The sequence below is a fragment of the Porphyrobacter sp. THAI-01a genome, from assembly GCF_056868655.1.
In genome coordinates, this window is the sequence record NZ_CP180579.1 from 1,722,707 (window position 1) to 1,746,579 (window position 23,873).

The 23,873-nt window shown below is 68.4% G+C and carries 23 protein-coding genes and 1 tRNA gene; 17 read left to right on the top strand and 7 right to left on the bottom strand.

What is annotated here, in order from left to right; translation table 11 throughout:
- Positions 1–18 precede the first annotated feature (18 nt).
- Positions 19–705, top strand: coding sequence for a nitroreductase family protein (locus tag ACMX37_RS08395; RefSeq protein ID WP_483145499.1), 687 nt, complete (start codon positions 19–21; stop codon positions 703–705).
- A gap of 6 nt (positions 706–711) precedes the next feature.
- On the opposite strand, the gene ACMX37_RS08400 is transcribed toward ACMX37_RS08395, so the two are convergent.
- Complete coding sequence (locus ACMX37_RS08400) at positions 712–1,554, bottom strand: Coq4 family protein (RefSeq protein WP_483145500.1); 843 nt, start codon at positions 1,552–1,554, stop codon at positions 712–714.
- 116 nt (positions 1,555–1,670) lie between these two features.
- Positions 1,671–2,555: a phosphoserine phosphatase SerB gene (serB, locus tag ACMX37_RS08405; RefSeq protein WP_483145501.1), complete on the bottom strand. Its 885-nt coding sequence runs from the start codon at positions 2,553–2,555 to the stop codon at positions 1,671–1,673.
- Here serB and miaA point away from each other — a divergent pair.
- The 5 genes from miaA to ACMX37_RS08430 all read left to right on the top strand — a co-directional run bounded on the left by miaA (position 2,548) and on the right by ACMX37_RS08430 (position 7,756).
- Positions 2,548–3,504 (top strand): tRNA (adenosine(37)-N6)-dimethylallyltransferase MiaA, encoded by a 957-nt coding sequence (gene miaA / locus ACMX37_RS08410; protein WP_483145502.1) that lies wholly within the window; start codon positions 2,548–2,550, stop codon positions 3,502–3,504. The genes serB and miaA overlap by 8 nt on opposite strands.
- A gap of 155 nt (positions 3,505–3,659) precedes the next feature.
- Positions 3,660–5,405: a biosynthetic-type acetolactate synthase large subunit gene (gene ilvB, locus ACMX37_RS08415; protein WP_483148383.1), complete on the top strand. Its 1,746-nt coding sequence runs from the start codon at positions 3,660–3,662 to the stop codon at positions 5,403–5,405.
- Positions 5,406–5,421: 16 nt separating this feature from the next.
- Complete coding sequence (ilvN, locus tag ACMX37_RS08420) at positions 5,422–5,937, top strand: acetolactate synthase small subunit (RefSeq protein WP_483145503.1); 516 nt, start codon at positions 5,422–5,424, stop codon at positions 5,935–5,937.
- A 38-nt stretch (positions 5,938–5,975) separates the two neighbouring features.
- Complete coding sequence (ilvC, locus tag ACMX37_RS08425) at positions 5,976–6,995, top strand: ketol-acid reductoisomerase (protein ID WP_483145504.1); 1,020 nt, start codon at positions 5,976–5,978, stop codon at positions 6,993–6,995.
- Between the two features lie 98 nt (positions 6,996–7,093).
- A complete protein-coding gene (locus ACMX37_RS08430) occupies positions 7,094–7,756 on the top strand; it encodes a YceI family protein (RefSeq protein WP_483145505.1) in 663 nt (220 codons plus the stop codon).
- A gap of 63 nt (positions 7,757–7,819) precedes the next feature.
- On the opposite strand, the gene ACMX37_RS08435 is transcribed toward ACMX37_RS08430, so the two are convergent.
- Positions 7,820–8,317: a YHS domain-containing (seleno)protein gene (locus ACMX37_RS08435; RefSeq protein WP_483145506.1), complete on the bottom strand. Its 498-nt coding sequence runs from the start codon at positions 8,315–8,317 to the stop codon at positions 7,820–7,822.
- Between the two features lie 140 nt (positions 8,318–8,457).
- Between ACMX37_RS08435 and ACMX37_RS08440 the strand changes: the two genes are divergently transcribed.
- The 4 genes from ACMX37_RS08440 (at position 8,458) to ACMX37_RS08455 (ending at position 12,878) form a co-directional block, all read left to right on the top strand.
- Positions 8,458–9,609 carry an alpha-hydroxy acid oxidase gene (locus ACMX37_RS08440; protein ID WP_483145507.1) on the top strand — a complete coding sequence of 384 codons (1,152 nt, stop codon included), beginning with the start codon at positions 8,458–8,460 and terminating at the stop codon, positions 9,607–9,609.
- Positions 9,610–9,680: 71 nt separating this feature from the next.
- Positions 9,681–10,142: a hypothetical protein gene (locus ACMX37_RS08445; RefSeq protein WP_483145508.1), complete on the top strand. Its 462-nt coding sequence runs from the start codon at positions 9,681–9,683 to the stop codon at positions 10,140–10,142.
- Between the two features lie 192 nt (positions 10,143–10,334).
- Complete coding sequence (gene leuA / locus ACMX37_RS08450; protein WP_483145509.1) at positions 10,335–12,023, top strand: 2-isopropylmalate synthase; 1,689 nt, start codon at positions 10,335–10,337, stop codon at positions 12,021–12,023.
- A 69-nt stretch (positions 12,024–12,092) separates the two neighbouring features.
- Positions 12,093–12,878: a DUF2189 domain-containing protein gene (locus tag ACMX37_RS08455; protein WP_483145510.1), complete on the top strand. Its 786-nt coding sequence runs from the start codon at positions 12,093–12,095 to the stop codon at positions 12,876–12,878.
- Positions 12,879–12,887: 9 nt separating this feature from the next.
- Here ACMX37_RS08455 and ACMX37_RS08460 read toward each other — a convergent pair whose 3' ends face one another.
- On the bottom strand, positions 12,888–13,427 hold the full coding sequence (locus ACMX37_RS08460; RefSeq protein WP_483145511.1) for an SEL1-like repeat protein: 540 nt from the start codon (positions 13,425–13,427) through the stop codon (positions 12,888–12,890).
- A 128-nt stretch (positions 13,428–13,555) separates the two neighbouring features.
- On the opposite strand from ACMX37_RS08460, the gene ACMX37_RS08465 reads away from it, so the two are divergent.
- On the top strand, positions 13,556–14,602 hold the full coding sequence (locus ACMX37_RS08465) for an amidohydrolase family protein (RefSeq protein WP_483145512.1): 1,047 nt from the start codon (positions 13,556–13,558) through the stop codon (positions 14,600–14,602).
- A 90-nt stretch (positions 14,603–14,692) separates the two neighbouring features.
- Positions 14,693–15,697: an NAD(P)H-dependent flavin oxidoreductase gene (locus tag ACMX37_RS08470; RefSeq protein ID WP_088914210.1), complete on the top strand. Its 1,005-nt coding sequence runs from the start codon at positions 14,693–14,695 to the stop codon at positions 15,695–15,697.
- Between the two features lie 3 nt (positions 15,698–15,700).
- On the opposite strand, the gene ACMX37_RS08475 is transcribed toward ACMX37_RS08470, so the two are convergent.
- The 3 genes from ACMX37_RS08475 to ACMX37_RS08485 form a co-directional block, all read right to left on the bottom strand.
- Positions 15,701–16,219, bottom strand: coding sequence for an AHH domain-containing protein (locus ACMX37_RS08475; RefSeq protein WP_483145513.1), 519 nt, complete (start codon positions 16,217–16,219; stop codon positions 15,701–15,703).
- Between the two features lies 1 nt (position 16,220).
- Positions 16,221–16,871, bottom strand: a complete 651-nt coding sequence (locus ACMX37_RS08480) for a hypothetical protein (RefSeq protein ID WP_483145514.1) — start codon at positions 16,869–16,871, stop codon at positions 16,221–16,223.
- 245 nt (positions 16,872–17,116) lie between these two features.
- Entirely contained in the window at positions 17,117–17,605 is a 489-nt protein-coding gene (locus ACMX37_RS08485) for a flavodoxin family protein (protein WP_483148384.1), read from the bottom strand.
- Positions 17,606–17,699: 94 nt separating this feature from the next.
- Here ACMX37_RS08485 and recJ point away from each other — a divergent pair, with 94 nt between their 5' ends.
- The 5 genes from recJ (at position 17,700) to pstA (ending at position 23,863) form a co-directional block, all read left to right on the top strand.
- Positions 17,700–19,502, top strand: a complete 1,803-nt coding sequence (gene recJ / locus ACMX37_RS08490; RefSeq protein WP_483145515.1) for a single-stranded-DNA-specific exonuclease RecJ — start codon at positions 17,700–17,702, stop codon at positions 19,500–19,502.
- A 105-nt stretch (positions 19,503–19,607) separates the two neighbouring features.
- A tRNA-Glu gene (locus ACMX37_RS08495) sits at positions 19,608–19,682 on the top strand.
- A 116-nt stretch (positions 19,683–19,798) separates the two neighbouring features.
- Positions 19,799–21,064, top strand: coding sequence for a sensor histidine kinase (locus tag ACMX37_RS08500; protein ID WP_483145516.1), 1,266 nt, complete (start codon positions 19,799–19,801; stop codon positions 21,062–21,064).
- Between the two features lie 127 nt (positions 21,065–21,191).
- On the top strand, positions 21,192–22,577 hold the full coding sequence (gene pstC, locus ACMX37_RS08505) for a phosphate ABC transporter permease subunit PstC (protein WP_483145517.1): 1,386 nt from the start codon (positions 21,192–21,194) through the stop codon (positions 22,575–22,577).
- Positions 22,574–23,863: a phosphate ABC transporter permease PstA gene (gene pstA / locus ACMX37_RS08510; protein WP_483145518.1), complete on the top strand. Its 1,290-nt coding sequence runs from the start codon at positions 22,574–22,576 to the stop codon at positions 23,861–23,863. The genes pstC and pstA overlap by 4 nt, the downstream gene beginning before the upstream one ends.
- The last annotated feature ends 10 nt before the right edge of the window (positions 23,864–23,873 follow it).

A 23,873-nucleotide genomic window follows, 5' to 3' on the forward strand; every position in this document is an offset into this window, starting at 1 on the left:
TCGGCTAGGGACGGCGGGATGCAGCAACACGACGCCCTCCCTTATGCCCTTGCTGCACTCGACGACGAGAACGCCGTTTCCCGCGCGCGCGCCCTTGCCGCCCGCCTGCGCGGGCGGCGGACGTGCCGGGACTTCTCCGACCAACCCGTGCCCCGCGCGGTGATCGAGGCCGCGATCGATGCCGCGGGGAGCGCGCCCTCGGGAGCGAACCACCAGCCCTGGCACTTCGCCGTGATCGGCTCGCCCGAGCGCAAGCGCGCGATCCGCGAGGCCGCCGAGGCCGAAGAGCGGCGCTTCTACGGCGCCGATGGCGATGCACCCAAGGCGGGCGAGGAATGGCTTGCCGCGCTTGGCCCGCTGGGCACGGATGCCGACAAGCCCTTCCTCGAAATCGCGCCGTGGCTGATCGTCGTCTTCGCCCAGCGCAAAGGCGGGATCGACGAGGACGGGATGACGCAGAACTACTACGTTAACGAAAGCGTCGGCATCGCCTGCGGCCTGCTGCTGGCGACGCTGCACGAGGCAGGCGTGGCGACGCTCACCCACACGCCCTCGCCGATGGGTTTCCTGAGGAAGCTCTGCGGTCGGCCCGAGTGGGAGAAACCGGTGATGATCATCGTAGCAGGGCGGCCCGCCGCCGATGCCACGGTGCCGGCCCGCGCGCTCGTCAAGAAGCCGCTGGAGCAGATCGCCAGCTGGCTGTGAGGCCGGTCAGGCCGCCAGCAATTCCGGCTCGGCCGGAGTGCGGCTGGCGAGGAGGTTGAAGGGATCGATACCCTCGGCCTGCCACACGCGGTGGCATTCGCGGTACTTGACCGGCTGCGGGATGCGCAGCTCGGCACGCACATCCTCGATCGGGCGTTCGAGCAGCTGGCGGATCGGCTGGTTGATCAGCGGCGGCGCGCCCTTGCCGATGCGATGGGCTTCACGCACGGCGCCGAAGACAGGAGCCTTGGTGCCCTTTGCCATCTTCTTGATGTTGGCGGCGCCCGCGTAGCCGATCAGGAGGTGCCCCTGGCTCGGCGCCTGACCGTGGGTGAACAGCAGCACCGAAGCCTCGCCCAGCGCGTCGCGGCCATAGCCGGTCAGCACGTGGAACATGTCATGCGTGTCGCGCGAGCGATTGATGTACCACTCGACAAGATCCGGGAAACGCGGACGCCCGGCGCGGTCGCTTTCGGCGACGAGGCCCGCGGCCGAGAGACCTTCGGCCTCCATGAAATCGCAATAGGCATGGGCAAGACTGCCCTTGGGCGTGCGGCGCAGGGCGGCGTGATCGTCGAGGATCTCGGGCAGGCACGGCTCGGTCTCGCGCAGATAGGTTCCGCGTTCGGACAGGGCGAGGCCCGCAATGCGCGGCAGGAAATCCTTCGAGGGAAGCGATTCGAAGATCCGGAACACCGCCGCCGTGTCTTCCTTGTCCTTCATCAGCATCTGGAAATTCTGGATCGCACGCAGGGGGCGATACTTCGATTCCGGCCGCTCGGGGTGCAGCAGCACCGTGCCGTCGGCGGCGAACATCCGGGTGTAGGCATCACGATCGGTTCGGGGCATGGTCGTGCAATCCTTGAGGGCTGGGCTTGTCTAGCGTCCACTTGCTTACACGAGTGTTAATAGCCGATTCGGTTCGCGGACGAAACCTTTTTGTGCGCTTCCCCGCGCGCCGCGCCTCAAGCCTCGCGCCACTCCCCGCGCGGAACGCCGAGCAACGTCAGCACCGCCGTCAGATCGCAAGCGTCGACCCGGCCGTTGGCGGCCGCCCGCGCCTTGGGCTTGGCGCGATAGGCAAAGCCGTAGGTCGCCGCCTTGATCATCGGGATGTCGTTCGCGCCGTCGCCCGTGGCAAGGCTGTGGACACCCTCGCCCAAAACGGACGCCTCCTCCGCGAGCACCGCCGCCTTGACCGCGGAATCGGTGATCGGCCCGACAAGCCCGCCGGTCAGCTTCCCGCCCTCGACCCCGAGCCGGTTGCCGACAACGCGGTGGAAGCCGAGCATCTCGGCGACCGGATCGGCGAAATGGTGGAAGCCGCCCGTCACCAGCACGGTGCGCGTGCCCAGCGCCGCGAGCGTCGCTACCAGCGTCTTCGCGCCCGGCGTGGCGGTGATGCGTTCGGCGAGGCAGGCGTGGATCGCGCTCTCGTCGAGCCCCGCCAGAAGCGCCACGCGTTCGCGCAGGGCGGACTCGAAATCGAGCTCTCCCTGCATCGCGCGCTCGGTGATCGCGGCGATCTGCGGCTTGATCCCGGCATAGTCGGCCAGCTCGTCGATGCATTCCTGCCCGATCATGGTCGAATCCATGTCCGAGACGAACAGCGCGGGCACTTCGATGGCATCCTGCGCGACCAGCATGGCGGGGGGAGTGAAGGTGGCGTCGATTACCGCCAGCACCGCGGCAGGGTCGCCGCCCTCTATGTGCAGTTCCAGCACGTCGTCCTCGCCGCCGGGCATCGCCGCCGCCGCCAGCGGCGCCCCGGCCCGGGCCAGCGCCGCGCCAAGCGCATCGAGACGCGTTTCACATTCACTCGTCTCTGCTATCAGCCGCGCAATGAGCATGCCTGTCACTCCTGAGAACCCGCTCGCGCTCATTGCAGGGCCGACCGCCAGCGGCAAGAGCGCGATCGCGCTTGCCCTCGCCCATCGCCTCGCCGCCGATGGCCGGCGGGCGGTGATCGTCAATGCCGATTCCGCGCAGGTCTATGCCGACCTGCAGATCCTGTCGGCGCGCCCTTCCGAGGAGGAGATGGAGGGCATCGAGCACCGGTTGTTCGGCGCGTGGGACGGCAGCGAGGCCTGCTCCGCCGCCGCCTGGGCGAACCGCGCCAAGGCCGAGATCGCGGATATCCATGCGGCCGGCGCGGTGCCGATTCTCGTCGGCGGGACGGGGCTTTACCTGAAGGTGCTGCTGGAGGGGATCGCCCCGATCCCCGCAATCGATCCCGCCGTGCGCGCGCAGGTGCGGGCGATGGACGAGGCCGACGCCTGGAAGCTGCTCCAGATCGAGGACCCGGAGCGCGCCGCCATGCTCGACCCGGGCGACAGCCAGCGGATCGCCCGCGCTCTCGAAGTCAAGCGTTCGACCGGGGTGACGCTCGGCGACTGGCAGCTCGCCAAGGCGGGCGGGATCGCCGAGGAGGTGACGCTCCATCCCCTGATCGTCGAGCCGGAGCGGCAGTGGGTCTACGACCGCTGCGACGCAAGGTTCGAGGCGATGCTGGACCAGGGCGCGATCGTCGAGGTCGAGACGCTGCTCGCGCGCGGGCTCGATCCCGAGCTTCCGGTGATGCGCGCCATCGGCGTGCCCGAGATCGCCGCCTGGCTCGCCGGCGAGATCGAGGCCGACGAGGTTATTACCTCGGGTGCCCAGGCGACCCGCAACTACGCCAAGCGCCAGTTCACCTGGTTCCGCCGCCAACCGCCAGCAGACTGGCCGCGCGTCCATCCCGATCGGGAACATGAAAATATCGACATCGAGGCTGCTTTCGCATCATTATTGCGCAAATAGGTGTTGACTTATCAGATTATGACATTTAGCGGCGGTGTCACTCGGCCCGATGCGCACCCCCCTGCGTCGGGCCGGTTTTCTTATCGACGAGCGCAATGATGGAGTTCCCCGTGCCCGGTCAGCCGGCCCCTGCCCCCTCGGACAATCCCGCCGCCATGAGCGGTGCGGCGATCCTCGTGCAGAGCCTGATCGAACAGGGCGTGGAGTTCGTCTTCGGCTATCCCGGCGGCGCGGTTCTGCCGATCTATGACGAGCTGTTCGGCGACGAGCGCATCCGTCACATCCTCGTCCGCCACGAGGCAGGGGCCGCCCATGCGGCCGAAGGCTACGCGCGCGCCACCGGCAAGCCGGGCGTGGTGCTCGTCACCTCCGGCCCCGGCGCGACCAACGCCATCACCGGGATTGCCGACGCGTGGATGGATTCGATCCCGATGGTCGTGATCACCGGCCAGGTGCCCACCAGCCTGATCGGGACCGACGCCTTTCAGGAAGCCGACACGATCGGCATCACCCGCCACTGCACCAAGCACAATTACCTCGTGAAGGACCCGGCCGATCTTGCCGCGACGATCAGGGAGGCCTTCCTGATCGCCACCACCGGCAGGCCCGGCCCGGTCGTGATCGACATTCCCAAGAACGTGCAGATCGCCGTCCCGTCCGAGCGCCGCGCTCTGGTGCGTCCCGGATCGCACCGCTACGCGCCCCAGACCGTCGCCCCGGCGGAGCAGATCATCGAGGCGATCGAGATGATCGCGGCGGCCGAGCGCCCGATTTTCTACACGGGCGGCGGGGTGATCAATTCCGGCCCCGAGGCGAGCCGCCTGCTGCGGCAGTTCCAGGACATGACGGGCGCGCCCGTCACCTCGACGCTGATGGGCCTCGGCGCCTTTCCCTCGCGGCACCCCGACTGGCTCGGGATGCTGGGGATGCACGGCACCTACGAAGCCAACATGGCGATGAACAAGTGCGACGTGATGGTCTGCATCGGCGCGCGCTTCGATGACCGGGTGACCGGTCGGCTGGATGCGTTCTCGCCCAACTCGAAGAAGATCCACATCGACATCGACCGCTCCTCGATCAACAAGACGGTGCCGGTCGATCTCGGGATCGTCGGCGATTGCGGCACGGTGCTGGCGCAGCTGATCGAGGCATGGGGCACGCGGCAGGCGAGGAACCTCGGCGAATGGAAGGCGCGGATTGCCGGCTGGCGTGCGCGCGAATGCCTCGCCTATCCGGATCGCTCGGCCAAGAACCCGGGCATGATCATGCCGCAGAAGGCGGTCGAGCGGCTCCATGCCCTCACCCACAAGCGCAGTCCGATCATCACCACCGAGGTCGGCCAGCACCAGATGTGGGCGGCGCAGTATTTCGGCTTCGAGGACCCGAACAAGTGGCTCACTTCCGGCGGGCTCGGCACGATGGGCTATGGCCTGCCGGCCGCGATCGGCGCGCAACTCGGCCACCCGGAAGCGCTGGTGATCGACATCGCGGGCGAGGCCAGCATCCAGATGAACATCCAGGAACTCGGCACCGCGAGCCAGTATCGCCTGCCGGTCAAGATCTTCATCCTCAACAACGAATACATGGGCATGGTCCGCCAGTGGCAGGAGCTGACCTATGAAAGCCGCTATTCGAACTCCTATTCGGACAGCTTGCCCGATTTCGTGAAGCTCGCCGAGGCCTATGGCTGGAAGGGCATCCGCATTACCGACGAGCGCGATCTGGACGACGGCATCATGCGGATGCTCGACCACAATGGGCCGGTGATCGTCGACTGCCTCGTCGCGCCGGACGCCAACTGCCTGCCGATGATCCCGTCGGGCGCGGCACATACCGAGATGCTGCTCTACGGCGACAAGGTCGACGGCACGATGGACGACGAAGCCAAGGCGCTGGTCTAAGGACACCCCCATGCCCATGAAGATTGCCGAAGCGGCCTCCGAGCGCCACGTGCTCGCCGTCACCGTCGACAACGAGCCGGGGATCCTCGCCAAGATCACCGGCCTGTTCACCGCGCGCGGCTACAACATCGACAGCCTGACCGTGGCCGACATCACCGAGGACCACGCTGTCAGCCGCATCACCATCGTCACTAACGGGCCGCCTTCGGTGATCGACCAGATCGAGGCGCAACTGGAGCGGCTGGTGCCGGTGCACAAGGTCACCGATCTCACCACCGCCGGCCCGCATGTCGAGCGCGAGCTGGCGCTGATCAAGGTCACCGGCACGGGCGAGAAGCGGGTCGAGGCGCTGCGCCTCGCCGACATCTTCCGCGCCCGGCCGGTCGACACGACCACCGAAAGCTTCATCTTCGAGATCACCGGCCCGCCCGACAAGGTTGACAGCTTCATCGCCCTGATGCGCGAGCTGGGCCTGGTCGAGGTCGGCCGCACGGGAATTGTGGGCATGATGCGCGGCGCGCAGCCTGCCTAAGCAAATTCAACGAATACAATCCACAAGAGAGAATAGTGATGAAAGTCTATTACGACGCCGATGCCGATCTGAACCTGATCAAGCCGAAGAAGGTCGCCATCGTCGGCTACGGCTCGCAGGGTCACGCCCACGCGCAGAACCTGCGCGACAGCGGCGTTGCCGAAGTCGCCATCGCCCTTCGCGAAGGTTCGGCCACCGCCAGGAAGGCGGAAGCGGCGGGCTTCAAGGTGCTCTCGAACACCGCAGCCGCGCAGTGGGCCGACATCATCATGATCCTCGCGCCCGACGAGCATCAGGCCGCGATCTGGGAGAACGACCTCAAGGGCCACATGAAGCCTGGCGCCGCGCTCGCCTTCGCACACGGGCTCAACATCCACTTCGGCCTGATCGAGGCGCCTGCCGACATCGACGTTATCATGATCGCGCCCAAGGGCCCGGGCCACACCGTCCGCTCCGAATATGTGCGCGGTGGCGGCGTGCCCTGCCTCATCGCCGTGCACCAGGATGCGAGCGGCTCCGCGCATGACGTCGCCCTCGCCTACGCCTCTGCCGTCGGCGGCGGGCGTTCGGGCATCATCGAGACCAATTTCCGCGAGGAATGCGAGACCGACCTGTTCGGCGAGCAGGCGGTGCTGTGCGGCGGGATCACGCACCTGATCCAGGCCGGGTTCGAGACGCTGGTCGAGGCCGGTTACGCCCCCGAAATGGCCTATTTCGAGTGCCTCCACGAAACCAAGCTGATCGTCGACCTGCTCTATGAAGGCGGCATCGCCAACATGCGCTATTCGATCTCGAACACCGCCGAATATGGCGACATCACGACCGGTCCGCGCATCATCACCGCCGAGACCAAGGCCGAGATGAAGCGCGTTCTGGCCGACATCCAGTCGGGCCGCTTCGTCAAGAATTTCGTGCTCGACAACCGCGCCGGCCAGCCCGAACTCAAGGCCGCGCGCAAGATGGCCGCCGCCCATCCGATCGAGCAGACCGGCGAAAAGCTGCGCGCCATGATGCCGTGGATCGCCGCCAACAAGTTGGTCGACAAGGCCAAGAACTAGGCAAGAAAGCTTTCCTCCGCCCGCCCGTTGCGGCGGGCGGTGGAACCATCACGAGGCGTCGGGTATTGGTCCCCTGCACCCACAGGAGACCATGCCCGATGAACCGTTTTGTCCTTGCCCTCGCCGCGACCGCCATCGGCGTCACCGGCGCGATCACCGCTGCCCCGGTCCTATTTGCCCAAGGCGCGCCGCAGGTGCCCGGCGCCAAAGACCCTTCGCGCGTCACCGCGGGAACCTATGCCGCCGATCCGGCGCACTCGCTGATCGGGTGGGAAGTCAACCACTTCGGCTTCAACGACTATTACGGCATCTTCGGCGACGTTGCGGGAACGCTGGTGCTCGATCCGGCGAACCCCGGTGCCGCCAAGGTCGACGTGACGATCCCGGTCGCCAGTGTCACCACCGCCAGCAAGGGCCTGACCGAGCACCTGCTGCGCCCCGGCAAGGACGGCGCCGCGCCCGATTTCTTCGGTGCGTCCCCCGCGCCCGCACGCTTTGTCTCCACCGCCGTCACGGTCGATCCCGAGGACGCGATGAAGGCGACGATCACCGGCAATCTCACGCTGAACGGCGTCACCAGGCCCGTCACCTTCGAGGCGGAATTCACCGGCGCCGGCGTCAACCCGATGAACAAGAGGGAAACCGTCGGCTTCGAGGCCGAAACCGAGATCAAGCGCTCGGACTTCGGCGTGAACTACGGCATCCCCTTCGTCAGCGACGAGGTTGAGCTCGACATCAGCGTCGCCTTCGAGAAGCAGTAGGCACAAGGAGCGACTGGCGGGCCGCAAAGGGGGGAGCCCGCCAGCCACCCGGCGTCAGGCCAGTCAGAACCCGAACCAGGATGATCCGCCATAGGTCTTGCCCGCTGGGATCTTCGCCCAGTTGGGCCCGCCCCTGGCGATGAAGCCGGGGATGTCCTTGCGCCACTTGGCGCGGATGCCCTGATCATAATTCAGGTAGAGCTTGCCGCCAACGACGTCGTAGGCGGTCGGATCGCCCGGCGCGAGATAGCCCTCAGCGATCGCCCAGGCGCAGTGCCCGCCATATTGCGGCGCGAAGGCAGCCGGGTTCGCCCTAAAGGCGGCGGCGTTTGCGGCGCTGGCGAAGTGCCATTCGGCCCCCTTCCACATCACCTTGAACTTGGCGGTGCCCTTCACCGGCGCGCCCTTGCCGCGAAAGTAGCTGACGGTGTCGTAGCCGCCGACCGCGATCTTCTCGCGGGCACTGGCGACATAGACCCCGCCCTCGGCAGCTGCGGGAGCGGCGAGTGCGAGCGGGGCGGCGAAGGCGGCAAACGCGAGTATCAGGCGGGCAGGTTTCATCGGGGGTGTCCTTGCTTCGGGGCGAGGCCGGGATGTCGGCCTTGCCTGTCGTCCGTCTTTCGCGTGGTCGCTGCCATCGGTGACAGGCCCTCAACAAAATGTTCGACTTGCCGAAGAGGCTGCTTCAAGACTGCCCTCCGATGCGCCTTGCCGACTGCCACAACATCGACGATTTCCGGAAACTCGCGCGCGCGCGGCTGCCCTTTCCCGTGTTCGACTATATCGACGGCGCGGCCGACGACGAGCTGACCAAGGCGCGCAACACCGCCGCCTTCGCGGGGGTCGATCTGGTGCCCGACGTGCTGGCGGGGGTCGAGACGATCGACACCTCCTGCACCATCCTCGGGCGCCGCTCCGCGCTACCCCTGATGCTCTCGCCCACGGCCGTCCAGCGCGCCTTTCACTGGCAGGGCGAGACGGCGGTGGCGAAGGCGGCGGAGAAGTTCGGCCTGTGGTTCGGCATCTCCAGCCTCGCCACGCGCAGCATCGAGGAAATCGCCGCGCTCACCGCCGGCCCCAAGCTGTTCCAGCTCTATGTCCACAAGGACAAGGGGCTGAACGCGAGCATGATCCAGCGTTGCCAGGCGGCGAAGTTCGACGCTTTGGCGCTGACGGTCGACACCATCGTGTCGGGCAAGCGCGAGAGGTGCCTGCGCAGCGGCTTCACCACCCCGCCGCGCTTCACCCCGCGCGCGGTGTGGAGCTATGCGACGCGCCCGAAGTGGACGCTCGACTACCTACTGCGCGAGAAATTCCGCCTGCCCAACCTCGACACCCATGTTGCCGAGGGCACCGGCAAGCCGGTGAGCATCGCCGAATATTTCAACACCATGCTCGACACAGCGATGGACTGGGACACAGCCGCGCGCATCCGGCAGGACTGGGGCGGCACCTTCGTGCTCAAAGGCGTGATGAGCGCGGGCGACGCGCGCCGGGCGGTGGAGATCGGGGCGGATGCGATCATGATCTCGAACCACGGCGGGCGGCAACTCGATGGCAGCCGCGCGCCCTTCGACCAGCTGCCCGAGATCGTCGATGCCGTGGGCGGTCGGATCGAAATCATCTGCGACGGCGGCATCCGGCGCGGCACCCATGTCCTGAAGGCGCTGTGCAGCGGGGCGACGGCGGCATCGGGCGGGCGGCTCTATCTCTATGCGCTCGCGGCGGCAGGTCAGGAGGGCGTGGAGCGCGCGCTCGGCATCCTCAGGGACGAGATCGAGCGGGGCATGCGGCTGATGGGGGTGACGCGGCTCGACCAACTGACCCCCGACCGCATCCGCATGCGCCACTAAAGCGCGCCTTGTCATAATCCGGTAACGCAAAACGCGCTTTTGCGGGCACACTCCATTTCAGGGACCGACCCATGACCACCATCGCGCGCGCCCTCGCCTTCGCCCTCCCCGCCCTCTGCCTCGCCCTTGCCGCCTGCGGCAGCGAACCCGCGCAGCCCGGCAACGATGCCGAGAGCTTCGCTGCGCGCATCGGCGCAGGCGAGGCCACACCGGTCGCGACGCCCGCCCCCGCCGCGACCGCCACGCCCCAGATCGCCGAGCCGCTCCCCGGTGCCGCCCCCGGTCCCTTCGCGCGGGGCACGCTGACCGATCCGGCCTCGAAAACCTGCGGCGCGCCGCTGATGGGGCCCTTCATCGGCAAGCTCGCCGACCAGCCCACCCGCGCCGAGATCGCGAGGCTGCTCGGTCGCACCGACAACCTGCGCTTCGTCGCCTATGGCAGCGGGGGCTTCGTCAACCCCGACCCTACCAATCCGCGCCTGTCGATCATGCTCGATGCGCAGAACATCATCCGCGACGCGCGCTGCGGGTGAAATCGGAGCCATTCCCGGCTTGCGTGCCGCGCAATAATCGGCAATGAGGGCGGCCATGACGGGACACGGACTTTCGCTGCTTCGACTTATGCGCCCTTGGGCGTAGGCAGCCGCGCGCGAGGAACGCGGGCGGCCCGCTCCCAAGGGTAACCCGCAGCTTCCCCCCTTCCTTCTCGCGACGAGCCACATTTCATGCCCATGCTCAAAGAGCCTTCCGCCAAGTATCGCCCGTTCGGGCAGATCGACCTGCCGAACCGCCAGTGGCCCTCAAAGCTGATCGAGCGCGCGCCGCGCTGGCTCTCGACTGACCTGCGCGACGGCAACCAGTCCATCATCGATCCCATGGACGCGGTGAAGAAGCGCCGCTTTTTCGACCTGCTGGTCGAGATCGGGCTGAAGGAGATCGAGATCGGATTCCCCAGCGCAGGCGCGACCGAGTTCGACTTCATCTCCGGCCTCGTGCAGTCGGATGCCATCCCCAATGACGTGATCGTGCAGGTCCTCACGCAAAGCCGCGAGGACCTGATCCGCACCTCCTTCGCCAGCCTCGAAGGCGCGAGGGCGGCGATCATCCACCTCTACAACGCCGTCAGCCCTGCCTGGCGCGACATCGTCTTCCGCATGAGCCGTGAGGAGGTGAAGGCCATCGCCATCGCCGGCGCCAAGGTGATGCGCGATGAGGCGGCAAAATATCCCGGCACCGACTGGCACTTCCAGTATTCGCCGGAGACCTTCTCCACGGCAGAACTCGATTTCTCGATCGAGGTCTGCGCGGCAGTGATGGAGGTGCTCCAGCCTACCCCCGAACACCCGATAATCCTCAATCTGCCCGCGACGGTCGAGGCGGCGACGCCCAATATCTACGCCGACCAGATCGAGTATTTCGCCCGCCACCTGCCGAACCGCGAGAGCGCGGTCATCTCGCTCCACACCCACAACGATCGCGGCACGGGCGTCGCAGCGGCGGAGCTGGGCCTGATGGCAGGCGCAGACCGGGTCGAAGGCTGCCTGTTCGGCAATGGCGAGCGCACCGGCAATTGCTGTCTCGTGACGATGGCGCTCAATCTCTACACGCAAGGCGTCGATCCCGGCCTCGACTTCTCGGACATCGACCGGGTGATCGAGACCGTCACCTATTGCAACGACCTCCCCGTCCACCAGCGCCACCCCTATGGCGGGGAACTGGTCTACACCGCCTTCAGCGGCAGCCATCAGGACGCGATCAAGAAGGGCTTCGAGGCGCGCGAGACGCAGAATGACGAGCTCTGGCGCGTGCCCTACCTGCCCATCGATCCGGCCGATCTCGGGCGCAGCTACGAGGCGGTGATCCGGGTCAATTCTCAGTCCGGAAAGGGCGGCTTTGCCTGGGTGCTGGAGAAGGACCAGGGGTTGAAGCTTCCCAAGAAGATGCAGGCCGATTTCTCGAAGCACGTCCAGCGCATGGCCGACGAACTGGGCCGCGAACTGAACGCTGCCGACATCTGGGACGCCTTCCGCCGCGCCTATCACGTCAAGATCCACCCCAAGCATTTCCAACTGGTGCGTTACGAGGAAAGCCGCGCGGCGGACGGCACGCGCATCTTCGCCGGCACCATCGCGGTCGACGGGCAGGAGCAGAGCGTCTCGGGGCGCGGCAACGGCCTTATCTCAAGCGTGATGGGAACGCTGCGCGAGGCCTTCGGGGTGGAACTCGAGGTCGTCGACTACACCGAACACGCGCTCGGCGCAGGCACGGATGCGCGGGCGGCGGCCTATCTCGAATGCCGCACGCCGGACGGGCGGACCATCTGGGGCTGCGGGATCGACGAGGACATCGCCACGGCAAGCGTGCGCGCGGTCCTCTCGGCGGCGAACACGGCTGTGGCTTCCGCCCCCGCCTGAGCCCCGCCGCCTCTTGCGCAGGGCCCGATTTGCGCGCAGGTTCACCCCCGAGGGAGGGAGAGCCCACGCATGCAAACGCAAACCACCGGTCTTGCCGCGCCGCCGACCCCGCCGACCCCGAAGGTGGCGGACGATCTCGCCTGGAGCGATCTCGCGGCAGCCCTTGCCGCAGGCTGGCGCGACTTTGTCGCCATGCCGCGCTTCGGGCTGTTCTTCGGCGGGGTCTATGTGCTGGCCGGTCTCGCGATCGGCTGGGCGACAATCGCCGGCGGCAATCTCACCTGGCTGATCCCCGCCATCGCCGGCTTCCCGCTGGTCGCACCCTTCATCGCGGTCGGGCTCTACGAGGCGAGCCGTCGCCGCGCGGCGGGCGAGGCGTTGACCTGGCGTGCGGTGCTGGGTGCCCTGAAGGGCCACGGCGACGACCAGATCCTGTCGATGGGGGTGATCGTCTTCGTCGCCTTCTCCTTCTGGATGATCGTCGCCCACGCGATCTTCGCGGTGTTCGTGGGCGAAAGCGGGTTGGGACGCGATCCGCTTGCCGCGCTGCTCACGCCCTCGGGCCTCACCATGCTGGCGGTGGGAAGCGCGGTCGGCGGGGCGATGGCCTTCGCGTTCTACGCCATGACAGTCATCAGCCTGCCGCTGCTGGTCGACCGCAGGCACGATTTCCTCACCGCGATCATCGCCAGCCTCGCAGCGGTGCGGAGGAACTTTCCGGTGATGCTCGGCTGGGCCGCGCTGATCGCGGCGCTCCTGTTCGTGGCAATGCTGCCCGGCTTCCTCGGGCTGATGGTCGCCCTGCCGGTGCTGGGCCACGCGACCTGGCACCTCTATGTGCGAACCGTCGACTAGCCCCGGCCGCTAGGGTTCGGGAGCGAGCCGCGCTGTCCCGCCGCCGGGCAGCACGACTGGCTCGCCCAGCGCCAGCAGCCGGGCGCGCGCTTCGGGTAGGCCGGGTTCCTCGGGCACGAAAACGGGCATGACCTGTCCGGGCCGCCCACCGACACCAGGCGACCAGACATAGATCGTGCCGCCCGTCCGCAGCGCCGCCATCTGGTAGAGCTGGCGCGCCTTTTCCCGGTCGGGCGCCACGCCGCGGCCTTCCTCGAATCTGATCCCGAGTTCGAGGGCCGCTCGCCGGTTGCCCGACCACGCCAGCCCGGCAAGTTGCGAGAGGGGGAGAGCCGCGCAGGGCACCTGACTGGTCCCTCCATCCGATGCCGCCCAGGGGCACCTCTCGCCGGTCCTGCTGCCGTCCGCGAGTGCGGTCTCGATCCGGGCCCTGTCCTCGGGCGAGGGAGGCACGCCGGTGACGATGCCCATGTATTGCGGCGGCATGGACACGGCACAGGCCGCCGTCACCAGCGCCAGACCCGCGACGCCGAACAACCTTGCGATCATCCCCTTCCCCACGCAATTTGCCAGTGCCGTGCACCCGCCCTTGCGGTCGGGGCCGCCACGCGACAGAAAACGGCAAGGCGGGTTTCCGAAGGCTGAACAAGGGCCTCACCGCGCAAGGGGAGAGAGACATGACCGAAGCGATCATCGAGCCCGAACTGCCGATCATCGACCCGCACCACCACCTGTGGGACCTGCGGCCGATGCTGCCGATGTTCCCGGCGCCGCACCACCATTTCATCGCCGCGCTGGTCGACAATGCCCACTACACCTTCGACCAGCTCCACGCGCATATTGCGGGCAGCGGGCACAACATCGTCGGCACGGTCTTCATGGAATGTGGCGCCTTCTACAACGGGGCCTATGGCGAGGCGCTGAAGCCGGTCGGCGAGGTCGAATACGTGAACGGCGTCGCGGCGCAATCGGCGAGCGGGCTTTATGGCCCCTCGCGTTACTGCGCCGGGATCGTGGGCCATGCCAACCTGATGCTGGGGAGCGGCGCGGGGGCGGTGCTCGATGCGCTCGCGGCGGCCGCGCCCGGGCGGTTCCGGGGCATCCGCCATGCCGCCGCCTGGGATGCCGATCCCGAGGTCCTTGGCCCGCCGTTCCACCATCCCGAAGGCCTCTATCGCGACACCACCTTCCGCGAGGGCTTCGCCGAGCTTGGCAAGCGCGGCCTCACCTTCGATGCCTGGCTGCTCGAACCGCAGCTGCCCGACGTGATCGACCTCGCCCGCGCCTTCCCCGATCAGCCGATCTGCCTCGACCACTGCGGCACGCCGCTGGGCGTCGCCGCCTACAAGGGCAAGCTGCACGAACGCTTCGACACCTGGCGTCATAACATCAAGGAACTCGCCCGCTGCGAGAACGTGGTGGTCAAGCTCGGCGGCCTCGCGATGGCCTTCTGCGCCCTGCCCGAGGGTGGCCCCGCCGCCGGTCACGGATCGGAACATCTCGCGGCACTGTGGCGACCCTATGTCGAAACCTGCATCGAGGCCTTCGGCCCCACCCGCGCGATGTTCGAGAGCAATTACCCGGTCGATTACTGGGGCGCGGACTACGCGGTGCTGTGGAACGCCTTCAAGCGCCTCGCCCGCAGCGCCAGCGCGGAGGAGAAGGCGGCGCTGTTTGCCGGCACCGCCGCGCGCTTCTACGGCATCGAGCACCTGCTCGGTTGACGCTGCGTCACCATCAAAATCACGCTTGGCAGGTCCGGAACCGGCGCTAGAGACGCGGGTTGATCGCAAAAGCGTTTTGAGGAGAAACCGATGCCCCTTCCCGCCCCCTTCGATCGCCTGCGCCTGCCGCTGATCGGATCGCCGCTGTTCATCGTGTCGGGCCCCGAACTGGTGATCGCGCAGTGCAAGGCGGGGATCATCGGCAGCTTCCCGGCCCTGAACGCGCGCCCGCAATCGCAGCTCGACGAATGGCTCCACCAGATCACCGAGGAGCTCGCCGCCCACAACCGCGCGCACCCCGACCGTCCGGCCGCGCCCTATGCCGTGAACCAGATCGTCCACAAGACCAACGACCGCATCGAGGCCGACATGGCGACCTGCGAGAAGTGGCAGGTGCCGATGGTGATCACCTCGCTCGGCGCGCGCGAGGAGGTCTACCAGGCGGTGAAGAACTGGGGCGGGATCACGATGCACGACGTGATCAACAACCGCTTTGCGCAGAAGGCGATCGAGAAGGGCGCGACCGGCCTCATCCCGGTGGCGGCAGGCGCGGGCGGGCACGCGGGCGCGCTCTCGCCCTTCGCCTTGATGCAGGAAATCCGCGAGTGGTTCGACGGGCTCGTAGCCCTGTCGGGCTCGGTCGCGCACGGGGCGACGATCCTCGCGGCGCAGGCCCTGCGCGCCGACTTCGCCTATGCCGGCAGCGCCTTCATCGCCACGAAGGAGGCGAACGCAACCGAGGGCTACAAGAACGGCATCGTCGAAGGCTCGTCGGAAGGGATCGTCTACACCAACCTCTTCACCGGGGTGCACGGCAACTATCTGCGCTCCTCGATCGAGGCGGCCGGGCTCGATCCCGACAACCTGCCCGAAAGCGATCCGAGCAAGATGAACTTCGGCAGCGGCGGCAACACCAAGGCCAAGGCGTGGAAGGACATCTGGGGTTCGGGCCAGGGAATCGGCACGATCAAGGAAGTGGGCACCGTGGAAGACCTCGTCGCCCGGCTCGAGCGCGAATATCACGCCGCCAAGGCCCAGCTGCTCGCCAATTCGGGCTATTCCTCGTGGGGCGCGATGGCGGAGGCCGCCGAGTAGCGCCTATTCGGCCGCCCACAGCAGCTCGGCCATCGCGTCGAGCTCGGTGAAGTCGAAGCCGGTGCCGAGCGGGTCCCTGCGGTTGAGCACGACCCGCCGGCGCTGCGCCAGCAATTGCCGCCGGAGCGCCGATTGCAGCAGGTGCAGGCGCATCAGCGCCTCGACCAGCGCTGATTCCTCGTTCGCCCCGCGCGCTGCCGACCAGCTCGCCTCGATCCGGCCGACGCGGGCGATCACCACCTCGTTGTAGCGCCGGTGCGGGCCGCGGTGGAGCGGCATCCCGCTGCGCATCGCCGCCGCCTCGCTCGCGGGCAGCAGCAGGCCGTTGCGGCGGAAGTCGTCGAAGCCGACGCGCGAGCGGCCGACCTCGCCGAACATCCGGCCGAAGCAGCGCTGCGAGAGGAGCTGGCGGGGCAGCAGGTGATGGCGCTGGAGGCCGGGATCGTATCCCGCCGCGCCCGGCGCATTGACCGAGCGGAAGGCGATGATCGCAGGGCTGGCGGCGTGATCCCGGCGCCCCATCTCATTCCCGCCAGACGCTGATCACCCCGCGGACGCGCGAGGGCCGCAGAACGAGGCGCGTGCCGTCGGGTGCGATGATCCGGTCGTCCTCGGCCGGTGCGCCGGTGATGACGAGGTGGTTGACCAGCCTGATGCCGAGCCGGGTGGCGGCAACCCGGTCGGCGCTGAGCGGGGGTTCGATGCGCAGTTCCTGCCCGATCCAGAAGCCGAGGCCGACGCTCTCGAGCGCGCCATCCGGGGTTTCGAGGAAGGCGGTGAGGCCGAGCGCCGGGAAGGGCCCGCCGTCGAGCCAGGCGCTGACGACGGATTCGAAGAAGCGCGGGCCGATCGCGGTGCCGGCGGGGTCCCAGGCAACGGCGAGGCAATCCTCGAACTGGCGGACGAGGTCGCAGGCCACGGCGAGCAGCCCGCGCATCAGCGGCTGGCTGTTGCCGCCCGCAGCGAGATGGGGGCCGAGGCGCAGCGCCACCGCCTCGCATTCTTCAGGCGCGGGCACGGCCGGCAGGTCGAAACGGTGGGCGAGATCGGGGAAAGAGGCGGCAGGCCCGGGGGCAAGGCCGCTGAGATCGAAGGTCAGGCCGTCGCGCAGCAGCTCGACCCAGTGGAGCTGACCGGGCCACAGCGCCTCGGGATGCGGAGCATCGTCGGGCACGGGGTCGTGGCTTACGCCGAGCGAGGGCAGCCGTTCGGCGCAGGCCCTGACCGCAAGACGATCGGGCCGCTTGCCGGGGGCAAACAGCAGGTGCAGCTCGGCATCCCTAGCGCGCTGCGACTGTGAAATCGTCCAGCCCCCCTCTAAGTCGCGCAGTTGTCGACCAAAAACCTCTGCCCATTTGGCGCTTTTGCCGCGCATCGTCGAGTCCCCAAACGGAACACCTGTCCCGTTTTGGCGCAATCTCAGAAGAGCCCGAGCCGAAGCCCCTCCGCCAGCGCCGCGCCGGTGTCGCTTGCCTGGACAAGCGCGTCGGCGGGCACGGTCTTGGGCGCGGCGATCGCCTCGGGCGTCTGGGCCGCAAGGTTGACGATCATCGGCTCCGCCACCCGCCGCAGCCGCCAGCCTGTCGCGATCCGGTCGATCTGGCGCTGGGCGCCCTCCCCGTCCGATCCGGCGGCGATGATCGTCGCATAGGGGCGCCCCTCGATCCGGCCGAGCACGGGATAATAGGCGCGGTCGAACATCTCCTTCATCATCCCGCTCATGCTGGCGAGGTTCTCGGGACAGCAGAACAGGTAGCCTTGCGCGGCGAGCAGCATGGCGGAGGTGGCCTCCTCCGCCGCCACCAGCCAGCCCGCCTCCCCCGCCCCGTCCGCCGCCGCCCGCGCCAGCGCCGCGCTCGCGCCGGTGCGGCTGTGCCAGACGATCAGCAGGCGGGGTTCGGCGGGCATGGTGCTCATGGAGAGAAGGCTGCCGCGCAGGGCTGTCGATTGTCAACGCCGCGCATCTGTATGGCGCGGGGCCTTTGCGCTATCGCGACAGGCGATGGCCTCCCGCTCGCTTCCCTCCTCGCCCGGTCTCGCGCCGGTGCTCGGCGTTGCCGCCTCGCTCTCGGGCAAGGCGTGGCGCTGGCGCGGCGGGAACATGGAGCTGGGCGACGGGGTGCACGGCCTCGACCATTCGATCCTCGACCAGCTGCTGCTGACCCGCGGCGTCGCAGAGGACGATCTCGCGCGCCATGCCCAGCCCACGCTGCGCGCCTTCCTCCCCGACCCTTCCACCTTCCGCGACATGGACGCCGCCGCCGAGCGCCTCGCCGCGGCGGTGATGACGGGCGAGCGGGTGACGATCTACGGCGATTACGACGTCGACGGCGCGACCAGCGCTGCGCTGCTGATCGAGCTGCTGCGCCAGCTCGGGCTCGAGGCCGGTTACTACATCCCCGACCGCCTGCTGGAAGGCTACGGCCCGAGCGGAGAGGCACTGGTCAGGCTCGCCGAGGCCGGATCGCAGCTGATCGTCACCGTCGACTGCGGGGCGATGGCGCACGAGGCGCTCGGCATGGCGCGCGATGCGGGGGTGGACGTGATCGTGGTCGATCACCACAAGTGCGCGCCCGACCTTCCCCCCGCCCACGCGCTGGTCAATCCCAACCGCCTCGACGAGAGCGACCTCGGCGCAGCACACGGCCACCTTGCGGCGGTGGGCGTCGCCTTCCTGCTCGGCGTGGCGCTGGTGCGCACCCTGCGCGGGCGCGGCTGGTTCGCGGGTGGGCGCGCAGAGCCCGACCTCATGGGCCTGCTCGATCTGGTCGCGCTGGGCACGGTCGCCGATGTCGCCGCGCTCCACGGCCTCAACCGCGCCTTCGTGGCGCAGGGGCTGAAAGTGCTCGCCCGCCGCGGGCGGATCGGCATGGCGGCACTGATGGACGCAAGCCGCCTCGCCCGCGCGCCGCAATGCAGCGACCTCGGCTTCGCGCTCGGCCCCCGGATCAACGCGGGCGGGCGGATCGGCGAATCGACCCTCGGCGTGCGCCTGCTCACCACCGCCGACCCGGAGGAAGCCCGCGCCATCGCCGCCCAGCTCTCGCAATTGAACGAGGAACGCCGCGCGATCGAGGCCGAGGTGCAGGAAGCTGCCGAGGCGCAGCTCGCAGGCCAGCACAACATGGCGGTGCAGGTGCTCAGCGGGCATGGCTGGCACCCCGGGGTGATCGGGATTGTCGCAGGACGGATCAAGGAGAAGACCGGCAAACCCGCGGTGGTGATCGCGCTCGACGAGACGCAGGGCAAGGGCTCGGGCCGCTCGATCAGCGGCGTCGATCTCGGCGCCGCGATCATCGCCGCGCGCGAGGCCGGGCTGCTGGTCGCCGGGGGCGGGCACGCGATGGCGGCGGGGCTGACGATCGACCCGGCGCGCCTGTCGGACTTCGCCGGCTTCCTCGACGAGCGTCTCGCCCGCGATGTCGAACGCGCCCGCGCCGGGGCGGCGATGCTGCTCGACCTCGCACTGGCGCCCGGCGGCCTCACCCCCGGTCTGGTCGAGACGCTGGAGGCGGCAGGGCCCTATGGCGTCGGCTGGCCTGCGCCCCGCGTCGCCGTGGGGCCGGTCCGGATCGTCAAGGCGGACATCGTCGGCAAGGATCATGTCCGGATCATCGCCAGCGGCAATGACGGGCGGAGCTTCAAGGCGATCGCGTTCCGCGCCGCCGAGACCGAGATGGGCCAGACCCTGCTCCACCGCCACCAGGGCCGCCGCTTCCATCTCGCGGGCCGCGCCAAGATCGACGACTGGGGCAGCCGGCCGGCGGCCGAATTGCAACTTGAAGACGCCGCCTTCGCCGATTGAGCGGGGGCTTTTGCACCGCCAGCCACGCCCCTGCGAATTTTTGCGCAAGTCGGGGGTTGACCGTCTCGAAGCACCCCCCTAAAGGCGCGCTTCCGCACCGGACGTGGCCCGTTCGTCTAGCGGTTAGGACGCGGCCCTTTCACGGCTGAAACACGGGTTCGATTCCCGTACGGGTCACCACTCTTCCGGAAGCGGACAAGCGGGCGGCAGGCTTCGGCCTCGCCGCCCTTTTTCGTCGCATCGCGGCACCGCTCGGCGCTTCCCACCGGGGCCGCCAGCCTGTAAGGCGCTTGGCCATGGGCAGCGGCCAGAACATTCCCATCGCCGGCATCAGCCTTGCGGCGGTGACCTTCGTGGCGCTGCTGATGCTGGGGACCGACGTGGTGATCGCGCTCGCCGTGCTGACGGTGTGGGTCGGATCGCTGCTCGTTGCCGCAGGCCGCCCGCCCGAGCCGCCCAAGGCCAAGGTCCAGCAGCGCCTCACCCTCGATTCGATCCGCGACCTGATCGAGGACTCCTCGATCCCGCTCGTCATCACCGAACGCAACACCATCGCGCTCGCCAACCGTTCGGCGCGCAGGATGCTGGGGCCGCATATCATCGGCCAGGACGCGCGCGTCGCGCTCCGCCAGCCCGAGGCGATCAGCCTGCTCGGCGAGAACCGCCAGGGCGAGGCGATCGTGCGCGGGCTCGTGAGGCGCGGCGACATCTGGCAGATCAGCCGCCAGAGAATCGACGACCGGCTGGCGATGCTCGAATTCATCAACCAGACCGCCGAGGCCGACATCAGCCGGGCGCACACCGATTTCGTCGCCAATGCGAGCCACGAACTGCGCACGCCGCTCGCCGCGATCATCGGCTATGTCGAGACGCTTCAGGAAGGCGACGGCGAGATCGACACGCCGACCGCGCGCAAGTTCCTCGGCATCATCGAGCGCGAGGCGCAGCGGCTCCAGGCGCTGGTCAGCGATCTCATGAGCCTCAGCCGGGTCGAGGCGGAGAAGCACGATCTGCCCACGACACGGATCGACCTCGCCTCGCTCGTCGAGCGAGCGGCACGCGATGCGGCGGGGCCGCAGCGGATCGAGCGGCTGAAGCTCGATCTCGCAGCCGAGCCGGTGGTGCTGGGCGATCTCCAGCAGCTCGAACAGGTGGTGCGCAACCTCGTCGACAACGCCCTGAAATACGGCGCTGCCGACGCGCCGGTGCACGTGACGCTCGATCTGGCGCAGGGCGATCTGGCGCGCATCGCGGTGCAGGACGAGGGCGAAGGCATCGCGCCCGAGCAGATTCCGCACCTCACGCGGCGCTTCTACCGCACCGACCCGGGCCGCAGCCGTGCCTCGGGCGGCACGGGCCTCGGACTTGCGATCGTCAAGCACATCGTCGAGCGGCACCGCGGGCGGCTCGACATCACCAGCGAACTCGGCAAGGGCACCCGCGTGGTGGTGCGGATTCCGCTCGCGGAACGCGATCCGCCCGGGGCGCTGCCGCTTGCCGGAAGCGACAACGCAGCAGGCGACAACGACCCCCGCGCGCCCGAAACGCAACAAGTGTCATAAACGTGTCTTATTTCTTCAACATGGCGCGCCCATGGCGTGGAGGCTGGCTTCGCGCAGCCCGTGCCGTGGCTTTCTCACTCGGCCCGACACCCGACGCGCACCTCCGGCAGGAACCACAGGTCTGAACATGTCGCCGATCACGCTGATCCTGATTGCTCTCGGCCTCGGCCTGCTCGGCTGGCTGGCAGGCCGTGCCAAGGCGTGGAGCTTCCAGACGGGCGACGTGGCGACGCGCCCCGCCTCGCGCCCGATCTACCATGCCTGGTATGTCGCGCTGTGGGTGGTGCTGCCGGTGCTCGGCTTCGTAGTCGCCTGGAGCGTGATCGCGCCGCAGCTGGTGCTGCAATCGGTGCTAGCCTCGCCCGCGGCCGAGAGCCTGCCGGCCTTCGGATTCGAGCGTGACGCCTTCCTCGGCGAGGCGCGGGCGGTGGCGCTCGGCCAGGCACCGGGGGTCTTCAACGACGAGGCTGAGGCGCTGATCGCGCCTTTCCGCGAGGCCTTCGCCCATTACAACACCATCGGCATCATCGTGACCGTGCTGATCGCCATTGCCGGCGGCGCGCTCGCCTTCCTGCGCCTCAAGCCGCAGTTCGGCGCCCGCACCCGGGTCGAGCGGACGGTGATGATGATCCTCCTCGTAGCCTCGCTGGTGGCGATCCTCACCACCTTCGGCATCTTCGCCAGCCTCGTGTTCGAGACGGTGCGGTTCTTCGGCATGGTATCGCCGGTCGATTTCCTGTTCGGCACCAAGTGGGGCCCGGACACGATGACGGCGGCGGATTCGGTCGATCCCTCGCGCTACGGCGCGGTGCCGCTGTTCTGGGGGACGATCTTCATCGGCGCGATCATCGCCATGATCGTGGCGATCCCGCTCGGCCTGATGAGCGCGATCTACCTCACCCAGTATGCCGACCCGCGGGTGCGCACCTGGATCAAGCCGCTGCTGGAACTGCTCGCGGGCGTGCCGACGGTGGTCTACGGCTATTTCGCCGCCCTCACGCTCGCCCCGATGATCCGCGATGCGGCGGTGGCGGTGGGCATCACCAGCGCCTCGACCGAGAGCGCGCTTGCCGCAGGGATCGTGATGGGGGTGATGATCATCCCCTTCGTCTCGTCGATGGCGGACGATTCGATGGCCGCGGTCCCGGGCGCGATGCGCGACGGGAGCCTCGCGATGGGCGCGACCCGCTCAGAGACGATCCGCCGCGTGCTCTTCCCCGCCGCCCTTCCCGGCATCGTAGCCGGGATCATGCTCGCGGTCAGCCGCGCGATCGGCGAGACGATGATCGTCGTCATGGCCGCCTCGCCCGCCGCCAATCTGACCGCCAATCCGCTGGAGCCGATGTCGACCGTCACCGTGCAGATCGTCAAGCTGCTGACCGGCGAGCAGAGCACCGATCACCCGGCGACGCTCAGCGCCTATGCGCTCGGCTTCGTGCTGTTCATGGTGACATTGGCGCTCAACTTCATCGCCCTGCGCGTGGTCAAGCGTTTCCGGGAGGCCTACGAATGAGCAGCATTCCCATGTCCGAAACCGCGCCCGCACCCGCCGCGCAGCCGCTCGGCCCGACCCGCACACCCGCCTTCGAGCAGCGTCTCGCCCGGCGTTACCGTGCCGAGCGCAATTTCAAGCGCCTCGGCCTCGGCGCGGTCGTGTTCTCGGTCGCGGTGCTGGTGTTCCTGCTCGGCAACATGCTGATGAACGGCATCGGTGGTTTCCAGCGCGCCGAACTCGAGGTCACCATCGATTTCCCGGCGAGCGGGATCACCGGCGATGCGACGTCGCTGACCGCGCCGAGCGCCAGCCAGACGCTAGAGATGCAGGGCCTGCCGGACGTCGTCACCTTCTTCGCCGAGGAGCAGGTCGGCAAGGACGCCGCCGCCCAGATCTCGCCCGAGGCCTGGCGCGATGTCGCCGCGGCGCTGGCCGAGGATCCCGGGCTCGTCGGCCGGAGCGCGACCTTCAATCTCCCCGTCACCTCGGCGCTCGCCGCCGGTCTCCAGGACGAAGGCCCGGCCGAGACGCAGGCGCTGGCGGACAGGCTCGCCGCCGAAGGCAAGCTCGCGCGCAACTGGGACTGGGGCTTCCTCGCCCGCTCGGATGCCACCTCGCCGCAATCGGTCGGCATCTGGGGCGCGCTCAAGGGCTCGATGCTGACCATGCTGGTGACGCTGGTGCTCGCCTTCCCGATCGGGGTGCTTTCGGCGCTCTATCTCGAGGAATACGCGCCGAGGAACCGCTGGACCGACATCATCGAGGTCTCGATCAGCAACCTTGCCGCCGTGCCCTCGATCATCTTCGGCCTGCTCGGGCTTGCCGTATTTCTCGCGCTGTTCCCCAACCTGCGCTCGGCCCCGCTGATCGGCGGGATGACGCTGGCGCTGATGACCATGCCGGTGATCGTCATCTCAGGCCGCAACGCGATCAAGGCCGTGCCGCCCTCGATCCGCGACGGCGCGCTCGCCATCGGCGCCTCGCCGGTGCAGGTGGTGTTCCACCATGTCCTGCCCCTCGCCCTGCCGGGGATGCTGACCGGCACCATCATCGGCATGGCCCGTGCCCTGGGCGAGACCGCGCCGCTGCTACTCATCGGGATGCGCATCTTCGTGGCCACCCCGCCCGAAGGCTTCGCCTCCCCCGCCACCGTCCTGCCGATGCAGATCTTCCTGTGGTCCGACGAAATCGACCGCGGCTTTGTCGAGCGCACCAGTGCGGCTATCATCGTGCTGCTCGCGTTCCTTCTGACCATGAACGGCGTCGCAATCTACCTCCGCAACAAGTTCGAGAAACGCTGGTGACAGTCATCCA